Origin of the sequence: uncultured Sphingomonas sp. (assembly GCF_937871615.1) — a bacterium.
Lineage (GTDB): Bacteria > Pseudomonadota > Alphaproteobacteria > Sphingomonadales > Sphingomonadaceae > Sphingomonas.
In genome coordinates this window covers 190297-208312 of the sequence record NZ_CALMPA010000045.1, presented here as the reverse complement: position 1 = coordinate 208312, position 18016 = coordinate 190297, and the positions used below count along the sequence as shown (strand labels likewise).

General features: G+C 65.3%; 14 protein-coding genes. 4 read left to right on the top strand and 10 right to left on the bottom strand.

Translation table 11 applies throughout. The features are described from left to right. Positions 1-34 precede the first annotated feature (34 nt). The 4 genes from Q0316_RS12510 to Q0316_RS12495 form a co-directional block, all read right to left on the bottom strand. Positions 35-1351: an amidohydrolase family protein gene (locus Q0316_RS12510; RefSeq protein ID WP_298672919.1), complete on the bottom strand. Its 1317-nt coding sequence runs from the start codon at positions 1349-1351 to the stop codon at positions 35-37. Next, complete coding sequence (locus Q0316_RS12505) at positions 1348-2661, bottom strand: amidohydrolase family protein (RefSeq protein WP_298672917.1); 1314 nt, start codon at positions 2659-2661, stop codon at positions 1348-1350. The genes Q0316_RS12510 and Q0316_RS12505 overlap by 4 nt, the downstream gene beginning before the upstream one ends. A gap of 22 nt (positions 2662-2683) precedes the next feature. After that, positions 2684-5248: a TonB-dependent receptor gene (locus Q0316_RS12500; RefSeq protein ID WP_298672915.1), complete on the bottom strand. Its 2565-nt coding sequence runs from the start codon at positions 5246-5248 to the stop codon at positions 2684-2686. Between the two features lie 347 nt (positions 5249-5595). Continuing rightward, positions 5596-6282, bottom strand: a complete 687-nt coding sequence (locus Q0316_RS12495; RefSeq protein WP_298672913.1) for a GNAT family N-acetyltransferase — start codon at positions 6280-6282, stop codon at positions 5596-5598. Between the two features lie 109 nt (positions 6283-6391). On the opposite strand from Q0316_RS12495, the gene Q0316_RS12490 reads away from it, so the two are divergent. Both Q0316_RS12490 and Q0316_RS12485 read left to right on the top strand, forming a co-directional pair. Continuing rightward, the gene (locus Q0316_RS12490; RefSeq protein WP_298672910.1) at positions 6392-6775 is read left to right on the top strand and encodes a hypothetical protein; all 384 of its coding nucleotides are present in this window, start codon (positions 6392-6394) and stop codon (positions 6773-6775) included. A gap of 82 nt (positions 6776-6857) precedes the next feature. Beyond that, on the top strand, positions 6858-7733 hold the full coding sequence (locus Q0316_RS12485) for a DUF2520 domain-containing protein (RefSeq protein ID WP_298672908.1): 876 nt from the start codon (positions 6858-6860) through the stop codon (positions 7731-7733). A 31-nt stretch (positions 7734-7764) separates the two neighbouring features. Here the strand turns inward: Q0316_RS12485 and pip are convergent, their stop codons facing one another. From pip to Q0316_RS12455, 6 genes are all read right to left on the bottom strand, one after another. Further along, a complete protein-coding gene (gene pip / locus Q0316_RS12480; protein WP_298672906.1) occupies positions 7765-8853 on the bottom strand; it encodes a prolyl aminopeptidase in 1089 nt (362 codons plus the stop codon). 71 nt (positions 8854-8924) lie between these two features. Then, on the bottom strand, positions 8925-9827 hold the full coding sequence (locus Q0316_RS12475) for an ROK family protein (protein WP_298672904.1): 903 nt from the start codon (positions 9825-9827) through the stop codon (positions 8925-8927). A 94-nt stretch (positions 9828-9921) separates the two neighbouring features. After that, a complete protein-coding gene (gene nagA / locus Q0316_RS12470; RefSeq protein WP_298672900.1) occupies positions 9922-11043 on the bottom strand; it encodes an N-acetylglucosamine-6-phosphate deacetylase in 1122 nt (373 codons plus the stop codon). Further along, on the bottom strand, positions 11040-12095 hold the full coding sequence (locus tag Q0316_RS12465; protein WP_298672897.1) for an SIS domain-containing protein: 1056 nt from the start codon (positions 12093-12095) through the stop codon (positions 11040-11042). Before Q0316_RS12465 ends, nagA begins: the two co-directional genes overlap by 4 nt. 44 nt (positions 12096-12139) lie before the next feature. Beyond that, positions 12140-12859, bottom strand: a complete 720-nt coding sequence (locus tag Q0316_RS12460) for a copper homeostasis protein CutC (RefSeq protein WP_298672895.1) — start codon at positions 12857-12859, stop codon at positions 12140-12142. After that, positions 12856-14145, bottom strand: coding sequence for a sugar MFS transporter (locus Q0316_RS12455; RefSeq protein ID WP_298672893.1), 1290 nt, complete (start codon positions 14143-14145; stop codon positions 12856-12858). The genes Q0316_RS12460 and Q0316_RS12455 overlap by 4 nt, the downstream gene beginning before the upstream one ends. 198 nt (positions 14146-14343) lie before the next feature. Here Q0316_RS12455 and Q0316_RS12450 point away from each other — a divergent pair, with 198 nt between their 5' ends. Together Q0316_RS12450 and Q0316_RS12445 are read left to right on the top strand one after the other, a co-directional pair. After that, positions 14344-15483, top strand: coding sequence for an ROK family transcriptional regulator (locus tag Q0316_RS12450; RefSeq protein WP_298673086.1), 1140 nt, complete (start codon positions 14344-14346; stop codon positions 15481-15483). 98 nt (positions 15484-15581) lie between these two features. Continuing rightward, positions 15582-17960 carry a TonB-dependent receptor gene (locus Q0316_RS12445; protein ID WP_298672890.1) on the top strand — a complete coding sequence of 793 codons (2379 nt, stop codon included), beginning with the start codon at positions 15582-15584 and terminating at the stop codon, positions 17958-17960. Positions 17961-18016 lie beyond the last annotated feature (56 nt).

Below are 18016 nucleotides of genomic sequence, written 5' to 3'. Positions count from 1 at the left end.
TACTCACGACCTCAATCTCCCATTCCGGTCAGCCTCAATCCGGCAGTTTTACCTTGCCGTCCTTCTTCAGCACATCGCCGCCCTTCATCACGAAGGCGACATGCTGCAGCCGGGTGATATCGGCGAGTGGATCGCCGTCCACCGCGACGATATCGGCATAACGCCCCGCTTGGACCGAGCCGATATCCTGCGGCGCCCCGATCAGTTCGGCGGCGTTGCGCGTGCCGGCGAGGATCGCGTCCATCGGGGTCAGCCCCGCTTTCACCAGCAGCGCGAACTCCTCGGCCTTGTTGCGATCGCCAAGCCCGGTGAAATCGGTGCCAAGCGCGATCTTTACCCCGGCCTTATAGGCGCGGCCCGCGTTGCCGATCATCGTCGGCGTCACCGCGATCGCCTTTTCGGCCACCGTCGGCGGCAGATTCTGCGGCGTTTTCACCGCCGTCTGGTAGATCCAGTCGGCGACGAGCAGGGTGGGGACGAGGAACGTGCCACGCTCCTTCATCAGCTTGTAGCTGGTGGCATCCGCATAGGTGCCGTGCTCGATCGAATCGACCCCGGCCTGGACGGCATGGTTGATCGCCTTGTTGCCGTGAACGTGCGCGGCGACCTTGATGCCCAGCGCATGTGCCGTTTCGGTGACCGCGCGCATTTCCTCATCGGTCATCGTCATATGGTTGGGATCGTCGCCGATCGAGCCGACCCCGCCCGACGGCATGATCTTGATGAGATTGGCGCCGTCGCGGCGGTGCTGGCGCACCTTGACGCGGGCATCCTCCGCCCCGTCGACGATCGACAGATCACGGCCATCGAAATGCACGCCGGGCTGCATCCCGTTCTGCGGATCGGAATGGCCGCCGGTGGCGGACAGCGGCTGCATCGCGGTCCAGATGCGTGGGCCGATCACCTGCTTGGCGGCGATCGCGCGCTGGAGCGCCGGCCCTTCGATACGGCCCGAGCCGCAATCGCGCACCGCGGTGAAGCCCTGGTCGATATCGCGTTCGGCGTTGCGCATCGCGGTGATGACGCCATCCGCCTCGTTGCGCGTGAAGCGCCCGAGCACGGACCAGTCGGCATCCATCGAGATATGATCGTGGGTGTCGATGAAGCCGGGCAGCACCGTCTTGGTCGAAAGATCAATCACTTCGGCACCCGCCGGCGTCACGAAGCCGCTCTGCACGCCGGTGATGCGATCATCGCGGATGATGATCGACACCTGGCGCTTGGGTGTGGCCGATACGCCGTCGATCAGCGTGCCGGCGTGAACCACCACGTCTTTCGCGAGAGCCGGAGAAACCGCCAGCAGCGAGCACGCGCCGAGCAGGATGCCGAGCGTTTTCCTTGCGCCGCTCATCGTACCATTTTCCCGCCGGTTTTCAGCACTTCGCCGCCCTTCATGACGAAATCGACGCGCTGGAGCGTGGCGATATCGGCGAGCGGATCGCCATCGACCGCGACGATATCGGCATAACGCCCGGCCTGAACCGAGCCGATATCCTGCGGCGTGCCGATCAGTTCGGCGGCGTTGCGCGTGGCGGTGAAGATCGCGTCCATCGGCGTCAGCCCGGCCTTGACCAGCAGCGCGAATTCCTCGGCCTTGTTGCGATCGGACGTGGCGCCCTGATCGGTGCCGAAGGCGATCTTGACCCCCGCCTTATAGGCGCGGCCGGCGTTGCCGATCATCACCGGCGTCACCGCGATCGCCTTGTCCGCCACGGTTGGCGGCAGCGTTTCGGGATGCTTCACCGCATTTTGGTAGATCGCATCGGCGACGAGCAGCGTCGGCACTAGGAAGGTGCCATGCTCCTTCATCAGCTTGTAGCTTTCCGCGTCCGAATAAGTGCCGTGCTCGATCGAATCGACGCCGGCGCGGATCGCGTGATCTATCGCCTGCTTGCCATGCGCGTGCGCGGCGACCTTCATCCCGAGTTCGTGCGCGGTATCGACCACCGCCTTCATCTCGGCATCCGTCATCGTCATATGGTTGGGATCGTCACCGATCGAGCCAACCCCGCCCGAAGGCATGATCTTGATGACCGTCGCGCCATCGCGGCGATGCTGACGCACCTTGGCCACGGCGTCTTCCGCGCCGTCGATGATCGCCGCGTCACGGCCCTCGATCGAAACGGCGGGGCTGAGCCCGTTCTGGCGATCGGAATGGCCGCCGGTCGGGCCGAGCGCCTGAAGCGCCGTCCAGTAACGGGGGCCGACGATCTCCTTCGCGTTGATCGCGCGGATCACCGCCGGGGCGGAAATCCCGTCGGAGCCGAGATCGCGCACCGTGGTGAACCCCTCCTCGATCAGCCGCCGCGCGTTGGCGACGGCGGCGATCGTGGCGTCGCCGGTCGTCAGCGTGAAGCGGTTGAGCGGGCGGCGATCGCCGTTCGACGAGATATGATCGTGGCTTTCGATGAAGCCGGGCAACACCGTCTTCGTCGAAAGGTCGATCACCTCGGCCCCGGCGGGCGTGACGAAGCCGCTTTGCACGCCCGTGACGCGATCATCACGGATGAGGATCGAAACCTGCGTCCTGGGCGTTGCCGAAACGCCGTCGATCAGCTTGCCGGCATGGATAACGACATCCTTGGCGGAGGCTGTGCCCCCGACAAAGACGCCGCCGATCAGCGCGGCCACTGCACAGCCGCGCAAGATACGAGACTTCATGGTGGATTACTCCCCGTGCGAATTAGCGGAACTTGGCCATGAACTGCACGCCGACGACGCGCGGCGCGGTGGTGACGGCGAAATTCGGCTTCACGATCGTGCCGTTATACCGCCACGGCAATTGCGTGGCGCTGCCCTGGCCGTTCGTCAGGCCGGTCAACCCGATCGAGTTGAACAGGTTGTTGGCGAACAGATAGATGCCCCAGCGGCCCTGATCCTTCTCCAGCCCCAGCCGCGCGCCGACCGTGGCGAAGCCCGGCAGCGTATAGAGCGCCTCACCACCCGGCGTTCCGGCCGGGCCGGTCGGGTATTTGCCGGCATAGAGCGGCAGGTTGTAGGTGGTCAGCGCGCTGCTGCGATAGCTGAGATCGGCGTGGTAGATCACCTCCAGATCGTCGCCCACCGGCGTGCTGTAATCCGCGCTGCCCTGCAGGGTCCATTTCGGCGAATAGGGGATCGGATCGCCCGCCTTGCCCGCGCTGATCGTCGCGCAGCCCGTGGTGCCCGGAACGAACGGGACAGGGCATTGCGTGATGCCGTTCGGCAGCGCCTGATCGCCGCGCAGCTTGGCGTCGATATAGCTGCCCGATAGCTTCAGCGAGAGGCGATCGACCGGATAGAAAGCGGTATCGAATTCGATACCCTGAATCCGCGCCGGGCTGGAACTGTTGGTGATGAAGCCGAAGGCGTTGTTGTAGCTCGCCGAAATCTGCATGTTCGTCCAGTCCATGCGGAACGCATCGACGTTCAGAACCACCTTGCGATCGAACCACGCCGTTTTCAGGCCGGCTTCATAGTTCCACACCGAATCCGAGCTGTAGATCGCGGCATAGCTCGGCAGCCCGAGCGTCTGGTTCACGCCGCCGGGGCGATAGCCCTGCGTTGCCGAGGCATAGAACATCACGTCGCGGGTGAATTTGTAGTTGGCGCTGAATTTCCACAGCGTGCCATTCTCGTCGCCGCCGGTGGTCAGCGGCGCCTGGCGGACGTTGCCCGCGATATAGCTCGGGATGATAACGGTGGACGTGGTGTTCTTCTTGTATTTGAAATAGCGCCCGCCCACCGTCAGGCTCAGCTTGTTGGTAACGTCCCAGGTGCCTTCCGCGAAGCCCGCGAACTGCTCAAGCCGATCGTCGATCGTGCGATCGAGGCCCACGGTGTCAACGCCGACGGTATAGACGTTGCCCGCCGGGTAGCCGATCGGGAAAAGCTGGATGCCGGTCACCGGATCGGCCGGGCTCAGGATCGAGCGCGTGAAGTTCTTGCGATAGCTGTGATAGAAGCCGACCGTCCATTTGAAGGCGTTGCGATCGTCGGCAAGGCGGATTTCCTCGGTCGACGTCTTGTTCGACTGCGGCTGATAGGTCGTGCTGTTGCCGTAACCGTTGACGAGTTGCTGGTAGCCGGCCCCGTCGCAGGTCGTGCCGCGGATGGCGCCCGCGAGACAATCGTTCACAAAGTTGTTGTAACCGGGGATGTTCGCGCCGGATTTCGTGTTGCCGACAAGCCCGCCGGTCAGGTTAGGCGTCTGATATTGCGCGAAATATGGCGTGTAATCAAACTTGTACTGCAAAAGACGGTCGGTATAGGACGCGGCCACCGTCAGCGTGGCGAAATCCATATCCCAGTTCATCGTGCCGGAGAACAGCTTCATCCGGTCTTCCTGCGGCTGCTGCATCAGCAACGGCTGGTCGTAACGCTTCCCGGTCAACTGATATTCGGTATAGTTCCAGCTCGTGCCGGCGCCCTTGCGGTTCTGATAGACCGCCATCAGATCGATGGTGATATTGTCCGCCGGCTTGACGCGCACGGTCGCGCGACCGCCATAGCTCTTATTGGAATTGATATTGCGCAGGCCGAGCAGGCTGTTGTCGATATAGCCCGCGGTGCGATCGTAATAGCCGGTCGCGCGGACGCCCAGCACCCCGTCGATGATCGGCACGTTCACCATGCCGTTCACCTGCCGACCGAGCGCGCCATGGCTGTCGGCGGAGGTGTTCAACTGGCCGTCGATCGCGCCTTCGTAGCGGTCGAGCTTGGGCTTGTTGAAGATGATGCGCATCGTGCCGCCCATCGAGCTTGCGCCATAGAGCGTGCCCTGCGGGCCGCGCAGCACTTCGGCGCGCTCCACGTCGAACAGGCGCAGGCTCGGCTGCGTGCCGCCCGCGTCGTTCGAAACGCCGCCGGTGCCGCTCAGCGGAACATCGTCGTAATAGATGCCGACCAGCGCTTCGCCGGTTGCATAAAGGTTACGGATGATGACGCGGCTGCCGCCATTGGCGTTTTCGTTGATCTGAAGGCCGGGCGAAACGCGGCTCAGCGCCAGCGAATCGGTGATGTTCTGCTTGGTAAGCGTTTCCGCGCTCACCGCCGAAATCGCCAGCGGCGTCTGCTGGATGCTGGTTGCGCGCTTCAGCGCGGTGACAACGATTTCGGTATCGTTTCCGGGAGCGGAAGCCGGGGCCGATTGCGCCGAAGCTTCCTGAATGTCGGTCGTCTGGGCGTGCAGCGCCGTGGAGGTGGCGAGCGACGAAGCGCCTACCAGAATCCCGGCCACCAACGCGCGCCGCGTTCCGCGAATAGTCATGCTTTATCCCCCCTTTGCGTGCGGGCGACCATGTCCCCGCGTCTCAATTCACCGCCCGAGCAAGGTTTGCACCCACTCGGGAATTCCCTTTGCGTCCGCACGATCTTCGTCGCGCGGATCGCGTAAATTTGAAACCGAAACGCCCGTCAACGCAATTTTAAATTACCGCACTGATATTGAAATAATTGGTCTTTTTTTCATTAGATTGTGAAACTAATGATGCAAATGGACGGTGCCGATCCGGCGCGGCTCCCCGGCGGGGGCGGACTCGCGGCTTGAGCAGGGCTGCCGGATCGGGCCGGGCGGATCATTGCGATCTGGCGGGCGGGAGCGCCGGCGGATTTTCGCTATCCCCGCGTAAGCCTCGTCATCAGCACCTCACGCCGCACCGCGAAGCCAAGCGTTTCATACAGCGCGATTGCGCCGCGATTGCTGGCATAAGCGTGCAGAAACGGCATTTCGCCGCGATCCAGAATGCGTTTCGCCACCAGCCGCATCAGTGCGGCGGCAAACCCGCGACCGCGATAATCCGGATGCGTGCAGACTCCGCTCACCTCGGTGAAGCCATCGGGTTTCATGCGCTCGCCCGCCATGGCGACGAGGCGCCCGTCCGCCTTTATGCCGAAAAAATCGCCCAGTTGATGCGTGCGGCCAAAGAACGGGCCGGGTTCGGTGAGCGTCGCGAGCGCCAGCATCTCCGCCGCGTCGCTTTCACCAAGGGGCACAAGCTGGACGGGCGGGGTTGGGCCAGGCGTGAGGCGGCTCGTCGTCATCTGAACGCCGAGATCCTGTGATGCGACGATCACGCCCGGCGCCTCGCCGGGCGGATCGGCCTCGAGCAACGCCACGTCGCCATGTTCGGCCACGAGCGCGGCGAGATTGGCGAGGCTGGCGTCGGAACGGTCTTCAACGGCGGCGAAGACTCCATAAGCCGGATCGTACCGCCGCGCGCCACCCCGCACGAGCGCGAACCGCGCGTGACGACCGTTGAGTGCCAGCCAGATCGGGCGGTCGAGCGGGTGGGGAAGGGGCATGGGCGCCCCATAGCGTGGTTCCCGGCGCGGGGTCGAGATCGGTTGTGGACGCGGGCGGCCAGCGCATTGTTCACTTTGTGGTCAGGCTTGCCGGGTCCATAAGAAGCGCATGACCAGCCCGATGTCGCCGAACGCCCGCGCCCTGTCGATCGCATTCGCTCTTGCGCTGGGATGGTCGTGCGGGGCGACAGCGGCGGTCGCGCAATCGGCAACGTCGCAGCCCGCGCCCGCCACCGATGGCGATATCCGGCGGCTGACGGACGAGCAGCGCGATGCCATTCTGAACGCCAATACCGTAGAGAGCGCGGCGCGCGCGCGCGGCGAACAACCGGGGCCGACAGGGCCGGATCGCCGGGTTCACGGTGAAGTCGGCTTCATGATCGGGACGAATGGCGCGCGAGGCGCTTACGGGGCGGCGGAGATTCCGCTTGGTGACAGGGGCGCCGCCGCGGTGTCGTTCGAAAGCAGCCGCTTCGGTGGCCCGCGTCGCTAATCTACGGTTCCTCCACGTGACGGGGGTGCGGAGTTGATCGCCGTCTATGGCTGGATTCGGCCAGCCACGTTAAACGCGCGGTATGACGGACGGGATGGCATATCGGCAGATCGGGGTGGTCGGCTCGGGGCGGGTCGCGCGCGCGCTCGCGCTCGGCCTTGGCGCGCATTCGGCGGCACCACCGTTGCTATACGGTCGCTCACCCGCCGGGCGGGATGCCGCAGTGGCGCAGGTGGCGCGCGCGACAGCCGTGGCGCGCTACGACATTCTTGCCGAGGCGTGTGACCTGATCGTCATCGCGGTGTCCGACGATGCGATCGAACCCGTCGTTGCGGAACTCTGTCGCGCGCTGCCCGAGGGGCGGTCGCCGTTCATTTTCCACGTGAGCGGGCGCAGCGGCGTGGCGATCCTGGAACCGCTCAGGGCGCGGGGCGCGATAACCGCCGCGATCCATCCGGTGATGACCTTCACCGGCGATCCATCGAACGAAGTGTCGCGCATGGCGGGCGCGCGCTTCGCGGTTACGGGATCGAGCGCGGAGGCCGATGCGCGCGCGGGGCAGGTGGTGCGGCTGCTGGGTGGCGTCGCGATCGCGATATCGGAAGGTCATCGCTCGCTCTATCACGCTGCTTTGTGCCACGCCGCGAACCATCTGGTGACGTTGCTGAGCGGATCATCCCGCGCGCTGGCGGTGGCGGGCGTGGAGGAGCCGCGGGCGTTGCTCGCGCCGCTGGTTCGCGCGGCGCTGGAGAACAGCCTGGCACACGGGTTCGCGGCCTTGTCCGGCCCGCTGCTGCGTGGCGATAGCGAAACGATCCGCAACCATCTGGACGCGCTGGATGATTACTGCCCCGAAACCCTGCCGGCATATCGCGCGATGGCGATCGCCACGCTTGATGAACTGGAGCGCATGGGCGAGCGCGAACCCGTGGCCGGGCTGCGCGAAAGCCTGGCGTGATCGCGCATTGTTCGCCGCGCTTCGGGTGTGTTCAGGCGAGCGCGGGCAGGCCATCCATGATCGCGGTCAGCGCGAGGGCGTTCTCACGCTCCATCGCGCTGTGCCCGGCGTTGGTCACGACGAAGGTTGCGGGCGTCGCACCGGCATCGGCAAGGGCCGCGACAAGGCGCGACGCCTGGGTCAACGGGCAGACGAGATCGAACCGCCCGTGGACGATATGGATCGGGATGCGCGCCAGCGTGGCGGCGCTGCGGATGATGTGATCCGGCGCCATGAACAGCGCATTGGCGAAGAAATGCGCCTCGATCTGCGCGAAGCACAAGGCGAATGTCTCGTCGCCGAACTTTCCGCTGTCGCCGGTATCGGGGATCGCATTGGAAATTGTCCCCTCCCACACCGACCAGGCGAGCGCCGCCGCGAGCTGGCGCTCGCGCTCGTCTTGCGTCACCGGGACCATGTCGAAGATCGCTTTATAGGCGCGCATCACGTCCCCGCGATCGGCGGGGGCGATCGGCGTCAGAAACGCGCGCCACGCCTCGGGATAGCTGACATAGGCGCCCGGCGCGGTGAGCGCGAACGGGGCAGCAGCGAACGTCGCAGCATTGCCCTGATACATGAAATGGAGGTCTTCCGCCGCGCCGAGGAAGATGCCGCGCAGGATCAGGCTCGCGCAATGCTCGGGGTGCGCGATCGCATAGGCCATCGCCAGCGTGCTGCCCCAGCTTCCCCCGAATACGTGCATCCGCCCGGTGATGCCGAGCGCGTCACGCAGCCGGTTGATATCCGCGACGAGATGCGGCGTGGTGTTGTTGGTGAGCGCGATCGCGGCGCCCGCCGATGCCACCGTCGGCTCGCTTTTGCCGCAGCCGCGCTGATCGAACAGGATCACGCGATAGCGCGCGGGATCGAAATAGCGCGCCATCGCCGGGGAACACGCCCCGCCGGGGCCGCCGTGCAGCACCATGACCGGCTCGCCCGCCGGATTGCCATATTCTTCCCAGTAGAGGCGATGGTCGGGATCGGAATCGACGTGCAGCAACCCATTGCGTCGCGCTTCCGCTTCGGGATAGCGCCATGCGTCGCCGATCTTGCTGGTCTGTTGCAGCGCCGAGAAATCCATATCCGCCCGCCTGTGTCTGGGATGCCGTTCCGCAATAGCCGGTGGCTGCCGCCGGGGACAGCCCGGCCCGATCACTCCGCCGCGAAATAGGCGCCCAGCAAGCCCGCGTTTCCGCCGAGAATCGTCGTCGCCAGAATGGGTTGGGCAGGCGCGGACAGCATGTTTGCACGAACCTTGCGGTCGATATGGGCGATCAACTCGCCGGAATTGGAAAGCCCGCCGCCCACCGGCACGATGCTCGCCGGAAAAGTATTGAGGATGGCCGACAGGGCGCCCGCCAACAGGTCGGTGAAATATTCAACCGTGGTGATGGTTTTCGGATCGCCCGCGCTGAAGCCGTGCGTGATCTCCTTGCTGGTCAGCGTCTCGCCGCTCAGGAAAAGATGAAGCCGTTCGATGCCGCGCGCGCTGCCCAGCGTATCGAGGCACCCCGTCCGCCCGCAGCCGCATTTGAACACCGGGATCGCGCCCGGCATATTGGGGGCGGGGATCATCATCTGGCCGTGGCCCCATTCGCCGCCAACGCCAAGCGCGCTGGTGACGACGCGGCCATTCTCGATGATGCCGCCGCCGACGCCAGTGCCCAGGATCAGGCCGAAAACCCGATCGTGCCCGACGGCCACGCCCAGCCGGGCCTCCCCCAGCACGAAGGCGTCGGCATCGTTGATGACGAAAACGGGGCGACCGAGCGCCGATGCGAGATCATGCGCGAGCGGGCGACCGTGCGTGCAACTCACATTGGCGGAAATGATCCTGCCGCCATCACGCGCGACAAGCCCGGCGATCGCGATCGAGATCGCATCATCCGGCGCCATGCTGCCGGCATGGGCGGCCTGAAACTGGCGGAAGATATCGACAAAGGCATCCCAGTCATCAACCGGGGTCGGAAATTTGGCGCGATGATGGATCGACGCGTTCTCGTCGACCAGCGCCATATCCACGAAAGAGCCGCCAACGTCGGCGCAGATCCTCACTTCTTGCCTCCTATCGACCTTGTGCAGAGGTCTCGCGCGGTCGCGGCTCGATGCCGGCAACCGCCGTAATCATGAATTTCGCAAAGCAACAGATTCAGGCGGCGGGCGGGACGCGTTCGCCCGCCTGCCAGACGGCGCGCAGGCGAAGCTCCGCGTCCAGCCAGACCAGATCGGCGCGCTGGCCGGGGATAAGCGACCCGCGATCGCGCAGCCCGAGGAACGCCGCCGGCGCGCCGGATGCCATGAACGATGCTTCATCCACCGACAGGCCGATCATCGCCACCGCGTTGCGCAGCGCGGTTTCCATATCGAGATCGGAGCCGGCGAGCGTGCCGTTCTCCTCCATGCACACGCCGTTATTCGCGCGGATCGTCTTGCCTTGCAGGCTGAACGTCTTGGTCGCGCTGCCGACCGTTGGCATGGCATCGGTCACCAGCATGAAGCGATCGCGCGGGCGTGAGCGGATCGCGATCCGCAGCGCGGCGGGTGACACGTGATGGCCGTCCACGATGATACCGGCATAAGCCTGCTCATCCTCCAGCGTCGCGCCGACGACGCCAGGCGCGCGATGGCTGAGCGGGGACATGGCGTTGAACAGGTGCGTCACACCAGACACGCCCGCCGCGAAGGCCGATTTCATCCGCTCATACGAGGCGTCGGTATGCCCGGCCGCAACGACCACGCTGGCCGAAGCCAGCCGGCGGATGTCGTCATCGGTGCAGGTTTCGGGCGCGAGCGTAACCAGTGTGCGGCCAGCCTTCAGGCTGGAGAGCAACGCGATCGCATCATCATCGAGCGTGCGGAATTTCGCAGGGTCATGCGTTCCCTTGCGCGCGGCGTTCAGAAACGGCCCTTCCAGGTGGATGCCGATTACGCCGGGGACGCCCGCGTCGATCGCCTGCTCCACCGCGCGCATCGCGGCATCCACCTTGTCGAGATCGTCGGAGATCAGCGTGGGCAGAAAGCTCGTCGTGCCATAGCGGCGGTGCGCGGCGCCGATCCGCGCGATCGCTTCCACCGTGGGGCTGTCGTTCAGCAGCACATCGCCGCCGCCGTTCACCTGCGTGTCGATGAAGCCCGGCAGCAGATAGCCGCCGGCAAGGTCGACCGTCGCATCGGTGGGCGACGCGGGGCGGCTGGCGATCGCCGCGCCTTCGATGACGAGGCTGTCGAGGCCGCCGGCGATCGCGCCGTTGATGAAGCGGGTGCCGCTCATAGCGTCTGCGTCACCTTGCGCAGATGCGGTGGCGCATCGGGATCGAGCCCGCGTGCCGCCGCGAGCAGGTTCACGAAGCGATAGAAGCTCTGGATCATCAGGATCGGCTCGACGATGGGGTTCGCCGCGATCGTGGGCAGGTGCGCCGCCGGATCGCTCGCATCGGCGATCGCCACCGTCGCCCCGCGCGCCTCGAACTCGCCCGCGGCGGTGCGGACATCGTCACCCACCTTGTCCGAAGTGGCGAAGGCGAGGATCGGGAAGCCTTCGCCAACGATCGCCATCGGCCCGTGGCGCACCTCGGCGGAGGAGAATGCCTCGGCATGGAGCGCGCAGGTCTCCTTCAGTTTCAGCGCGGCTTCCTGCGCCACGGCAAGGCTGTATCCACGGCCCATCACGAACAGGTTGGTCGCGCCCGACAGCGCGGTCAATGCCGCGCCCCAGTCGAGATCGAACGCATGGGCCAGATCGCCCGGCAGCCGCGCGAGCGCGTCGAGCAATGCCCGGTCGTCCGCCCAATGCGCGGCGAGCGCGGCAAGGGCGACGAGCGAGGTAATATAGGATTTGGTTGCCGCCACCGATCGTTCCGGGCCGGCGTGCAGCAGCAGCGTCTCGTCGGTCAGCGAGGCGAGGGGGGAGGCTGCATCGTTGACCACCGCGACGGTGAACGCGCCGGCAGTCTTATAGGCCTCCACCGTCCGCAACAGATCGGGGCTGCGCCCGGATTGCGAAATCGCGATGCACAATGCGCCGCGCGCGCGGAGCGGCGCGGTGAAGATCGAGGCGACCGATGGCGCGGCGGACGCGGTTGGGATGCCGATCAGCGTTTCGAACAGATATTTCCCGTAGGTCGCCGCATGGTCGGATGATCCGCGCGCGCAGGTGGCGACGAACGCCGGCGGCGTGGCGCGCAGGCGCGCGGCGATCCGCGCCAGCGTTTCCGCATTGCCGGTGAGGAAGCGCGCGGCGGCGTTTGCGGCGTCGCCCGCTTCCGCGTGCATCAGAGTCTGTTCGGGGTGCGTGGCGCGGCCTTCCGCGAGGGTGCTGGGCATAAGGTTCGGTGTTGCTCTGGTCATCTGTTGGCGGTGCCGGGGATTTACGCTCCGCGCATCGCATGGCGGAGCGCGGCGACGAGCGCGCCATCGGTTTCGAAGCGGCCGGGAGTCTCGAACCCCAGATCGAGCAGGCGCGCGTCCGTGGCGGTGACGGGGCGGCTGCACGAGGCATGAAGCGCGCTGATGCCCGTCGCGGCAAGGATCGCCTGCGCATTGCCCGCGTTGACGCCGCTGCCGGCGAGTATCTCGATGCCGCCGTGCGCGCGCTCGTGCATCGCGGCGATCACCTCCACGCCGTCCACCGCCTTGCGGGCGCCGCCCGAGGTGAGGATCGTGGACATGCCGAGCGCGATCGCCGGATCGACCGCCTCGACCGGATCGGCCAGCAGATCGACCGCGCGATGCAGCGTGATCTTCAGGCCCTGTGCGTGGCGCATCAGCCGTTCGAGCAACGCGTGATCGAGCAGGCCGTCGCGGGTCATCGCGCCGATCACGATGCCCTCAAGCCCGGCGGCGCGCGCCGCGTCGATATCACGAAGCATCACATCGCATTCGGCGGCATCGAAAACGAACGAGCCGCCGCGCGGGCGGATCATCGCGCGCGTCGGGATCGAAAGCGCGGCGGCGAGCGCCATCAGACCGGCGGTGGGGGTGAGCCCGCCCGTCGCCAGCGCCGAACACAGCTCGATCCGATCCGCGCCGTTCTCCGCCGCCGCCAGCAGCCCGGCGGGCGTGTCGACGCAGACTTCGAGCAGGGTCATTCGGCGGCCTCAGCCTGATTCACGCGGCTGCCCCAGATGCCGAAGAAGAAGATGTAGCAATATGCCGGCACCATGATGAGCAGGAAGACGAGCTGGAAGTCGAAATAATCTTTCATATGGGCGAAAATCTGCGGCAGGATCGCGCCGCCGCAAATCGCCATGATGAGGATCGCCGAGCCGGTTTCGGTGAACCGGCCAAGATCGCGGATCGCGAGCGGGAAGATCGCCGGCCACATCATCGCATTGGCAAAGCCGAGCGCCGCGACGCACGCGACCGAGATATAGCCGGTGGTCATGTAAGCGCCGATCACCAGCACCACGCCCATGACAGCGGAGATCGCCAGATAGCGTTCCTGCGAGATGAACCGCGGAATGAGGACGAGGCCGGCGAGATAGCCGAGCAACATCGCGGCGAGCGTGAACGAGGTGTAGAAGGCGGTTTCCTCAAGCGGCAGGCCGAAGCTGTGGCCGTATGATCCGATCGCGTCGCCGGCCATCACCTCCACGCCGACATAGAGGAACAGGCACAATGCGCCGAGCCAGAGATGCGGGAAGGCGAGCAGCCCGCGATCGCCGCCCGATTGCGCGCGGGGTGATGGTTCGGGCCTGATATCTGGCAGGGGGGAGCGCAGCACGACAAGGCCGAGCAACGCCAGCAGCCCGGCCATTATCATATAGGGCGTGTGGATATTGGCGGCGAAGGCATCGAGCAGCGCCTCGCGCTCGGCATGGTTCGCGGCGGCCTTCACCTGCACGTCCAGCGCGCCCACGCCATGCAGCACGAGCGTGCCGATCACCACCGGCGCGAGGATGCCGGCCAGCTTGTTGAATATCCCCATCACCGCGATGCGCTGCGCGGCGCTTTCGATCGGGCCGAGAATCGAAACATAGGGGTTGGCCGCCGTCTGCAGGATGGCGAGGCCGCCGCCGATGATGAACAGGCCGGAAAGCGCGCCGGAGAAGATGCGGGTCGTAGCCATCTGGCCGAAGACGATCGCGCCGAGCGCCATGATGAACAGGCCGAGCGTCATGCCCTTTTTCATCCCCGTCCGCCGCAGGATCATCGCGGAGGGCAGCGCGAGGAAGAAATAGGACATGTAGAACACCATCGGCACCATGAAGGCCGATACGTCATCGAGCGTGAAGGCGAGCTTCACGAACGTAATCAGCGGGCCGTTGAGCCACGTCACGAATCCGAAGATGAAGAACATCACCCCGACGATCGCGGCGGTTCCCAGCGAGCCGGTGCCCGCGCCTTGGGTTTGTGTCGCGCTCCGCGCCGTCATTGCATTTCCTCCCGCGCGTTGTCGCGCGCACCGATTCCGCGCGGCGCTACGCCACTGTCCGGGCTGAAAATCACGCCTGTGTTGGCGCCAAATCTGGCGGGATATGCGGCGATTGTCAAACTATCGCGGGCATCTTAATTCATAATGTGAAATAAATATTGCACTTAGGTTCGATTTTGATTTTAATGCGCGCCAGTGATGAGGAGCAACGCGCCCGTGCTGACGGAAATGCACGCCCATGTCCTGCGTTTGATTAACCAGTCGGGGCCGCTCAGCCGGACCGAGCTGGGGCGGGAGCTTGGCGTCAGCAAAGGCTCCATATCGGCGCTGGCGGCCGATCTCATCGAAAGCGGAATGCTGGCGGAGGGTGAGATCGTTTACGGCGCCGGTCGTCCGTCGATCAGGCTCGAGCTTGCCGCTTCCTCTACCTTCTTCGTCGGCGTCTCGCTGGCATCGGTGCCGTTCGTCATGCGGCTGACCGATCTGCACGGTCGCGTGGTCGGCGAGGCGACGGTCGCGAGCGGCGGCCAGCCGCAGGACGTGGCCGCCGCCGTGGCGCAGGCGCTCGATCAGGTGCTGGCGGATCATGGCGGCGCGCGGGAGCGGCTGGCCGGCATCGGCGTCGCGATCCCCGGCCTTGTCGATCCGTCGAGCGGCGCCTGCGTCCGATCCACGCTGCTTGGATGGCGCGACGTTCCGATCGGCCCGATGATCGCCGAGGCCACCGGCTTCGCCACCTTCGTGGAGAATGATGCCAATGCGCTGGCGCTCGGGCAGCATCTGTTCGGCAGCCTGCGCGGTGCCAATGCCTGCGCGGTCGTCTCGGTCGGCGATGGCATCGGCTGCGGCCTGATCCTCGGCGGCGAATTGCATCGCGGCGCGCGCGGCGGCGCGGGCGAGATCGCCCATGCGACGATCGAGCTGAACGGTTTGCCGTGCAAATGCGGCAAGCGCGGTTGCCTGGACACGCTGGCGTCCGCCAGAAGCATCGCCAATGCGGCGCGCAATGCCGGCCTGCCCGAAGGCCTCGCGGCGCTTGGCGATGCCGCCGATCACGGCGATCAGGCGGCGGTGGCGATCCTGCACAAGGCGGGCGAGGCGCTTGGCCTTGCCGTGTCGCAGCTTATTCAGGCGCTCGATCCGGATCATATCCTGATCGCGCTATCCGATGGGCCGCTCGACGGCTCTTACGCCCATGTCATTCGCCAGACGATCAACGCGAATGTGATGGGCAGCGAGGCGCATCCGATCGACATCGCCATGATGCACCTCGGCCCCGAAGCCTGGGCGATCGGCGCGGCCAGCGTCGCGGCGGGGCGAGGTCTGTTCCGGATCTGACCGCATTTCGAACCCGCGAGCATCGCTCGCACGTGGAGGAGGCCCGGCGAGCCTGATTGGCCGCCGCGGCTCATACAATAATCATCGAAGGGGAAATCATGACGTTGAAATACCAGGTTGGCCGACTTTTTCTCACGACGGCACTGATCGCGATCGTCGGCGGCAACGCCGCTTATGCGCAGGAAAGCGCGAAGGAAGATGCCCGGCCGCAAGCCGAACGCTTCAACGGCACGTCGGATCAGAACACGCAGGACATCGTCGTCACGGGCCGCGCGTCTTCCGCGAACGGCGTGACCAATACGACGCCGGGCGGCGGCCTGATGGCGGTGCAGACCGGCACGAAGCTGCGCAGCACCATCACGCGCGATTATATCGACAAGCTCGCCGGCACCACCACCGCCTTCGCCGCGATCAAGAGCCTGCCGGGCGTGGTGGTAGGCTCGGGTGACCCGTTCGGCACCAGCACGAACCTGTCGATCCGTGGCCTCAGCCAGACGTCGCTCGGCTTCAACTTCGAAGGTATGCCGATCGGCGACCAGCTTTCGTACAGCGCGTTTCCGAGCGAATGGGCGGATTCGGAGAACATCGGCCTCATCAACCTGACGCGCGGCTCGACCGACATCACCGCGCCGGTTTACAATTCGGTCGGCGCGTTGATGCAGGAAGAACTGCGCGCGCCATCGCGGCAGGCCGGCGGCTATGCCTCGGTCGCGTTCGGCAACTACAATCTCAACCGCCAGTTCCTGCGCCTCGAAACCGGCGAAATCGGTTCGAGCGGCATTCGCGGCTTCGTTTCCGGTTCGCGCACCTACAATTCAAGCTGGCGTGGGCCGGGCCGCACCGAGCGCCACCACATCGACAGCAAGTTCGTGAAGGATTGGGGGCAGGACAGCTATGTCTCGCTCGTCGCGACCTATAACGAGGAAAAGTCGGATCGCTCGCGCAATCCCACGATGGCGCAGTGGAAGTCCGATGGCCGGAATTTCAACTTCGACGCGACCTACACGCCCGGCAACGCGAACTACTATCGCCTCCGCGTGGCTGACCGGCAGAGTCTCTATGTCAGCGCGCCGTCGAACATCCGCCTGACCGACAACCTCGAACTGGCGGTGACGCCTTATTACCTCTACACCCACGGCATCATCAACGGCGCGAGCAACCTCGGCCTGGTGACCGCCTATCAGGGCAGCGTGCCGGCGGGTCCGTTGCAGGCGCCGGGCGCCGCGCCGGGCGCGACCACCGCGACGGTGATGAACGTCGATCGCTATGACCAGAAGACGATCGGCCAGAACAGCTATCTGAAGTGGGATTTCGGATCGAGCCAGGTCCGTGCCGGTTACTGGTATTCGCACTTCGTCCATGACGAACGCTCGGCCTATCAGGTGGCGGATGCCAAGGGCAACGTCACCGATCCTTATGGCAATCGCGGCTCGGTGCTGACCAACAAGGGCGAAATCCTGCGCGGCTTCGCCTCGCACATCACCCAGAACGTCCACGGCGTCTATGCCGACATCACCTCCAAGGCGATGGACGACAAGCTGCTCATCAACGCCGGGTTCAAATATGTGTGGGTCGATCGCGTCGGGACCAGCCCGCTCGTCGGCACCGCGATGCACGTCACCAGCGTCAGCCGCAAGCCGCTGCCGCAGGCGTCGATCCGCTACAGCTTCGACGATCAGAACCAGGTGTTCGCCGACGTGACGACCGCGTTCCGCGCGCCGTCCGCCGTGTCGTCCTATGCCAACATCTATTCGGTGGCGACCGGCAAGCCTTCGAGCACGCCGTCGGGCAACTTCAAGCCGGAATATTCGATCGGCGAGGAAATCGGCTTCCGCCATCATGGCGATGTCGTCCACTTCACGATCGCGGCGTTCAACTATGATCTGCGTGACCGGCTGGTGCAGGGCAGCCAGATCGTCGACGGGACGAGCGTTGGCTTCGCCGTCAACGTCGGCAAGCAGAACGCGCGCGGCGTCGAGTTCGAAATCGGCCTGGTGCCCTATCATGGCTTCAGCCCGTATTTCTCGGCGCAGTATCTCGATGCGAGCACCAAGGACGATTATCCGGTGCGCGGCGAATATCTGCCGACCGCGGGCAAGAAGGCCGTGCTCAGCCCCGAGTTCATCGCATCGGGCGGCATCAGCTATGATAACGGCAGCTTCTTCGCCTCGATCGACGGCAATTATGTCGGCAAGCAATTCTCGACGTTCATGAATGACGAGATCCTGCCGGCTTTCCTGACGGGCAACATCAGCGCGGGCTACCGCTTCTCCAATGTCGCCTTCCTCAAGAAGCCGCAGATGCAGTTCAACCTCACCAACTTCACCGACAAGAAATATCTGTCGGGGATGCAGGGGGTGACATCGAACGCGCTGCCGACGATCAGCCGTGGCGGCACGACCATCGCCGGCTCGGCGCCGACCTATCTGATCGGGGGCGGCATCGGCGCCACCTTCTCGATCAGCTCGGCGTTCTGATGAAAGGCCGCTGCCGGTGATATGCCGGCAGCGGCTTTTTTCGGACCCGGACAAAG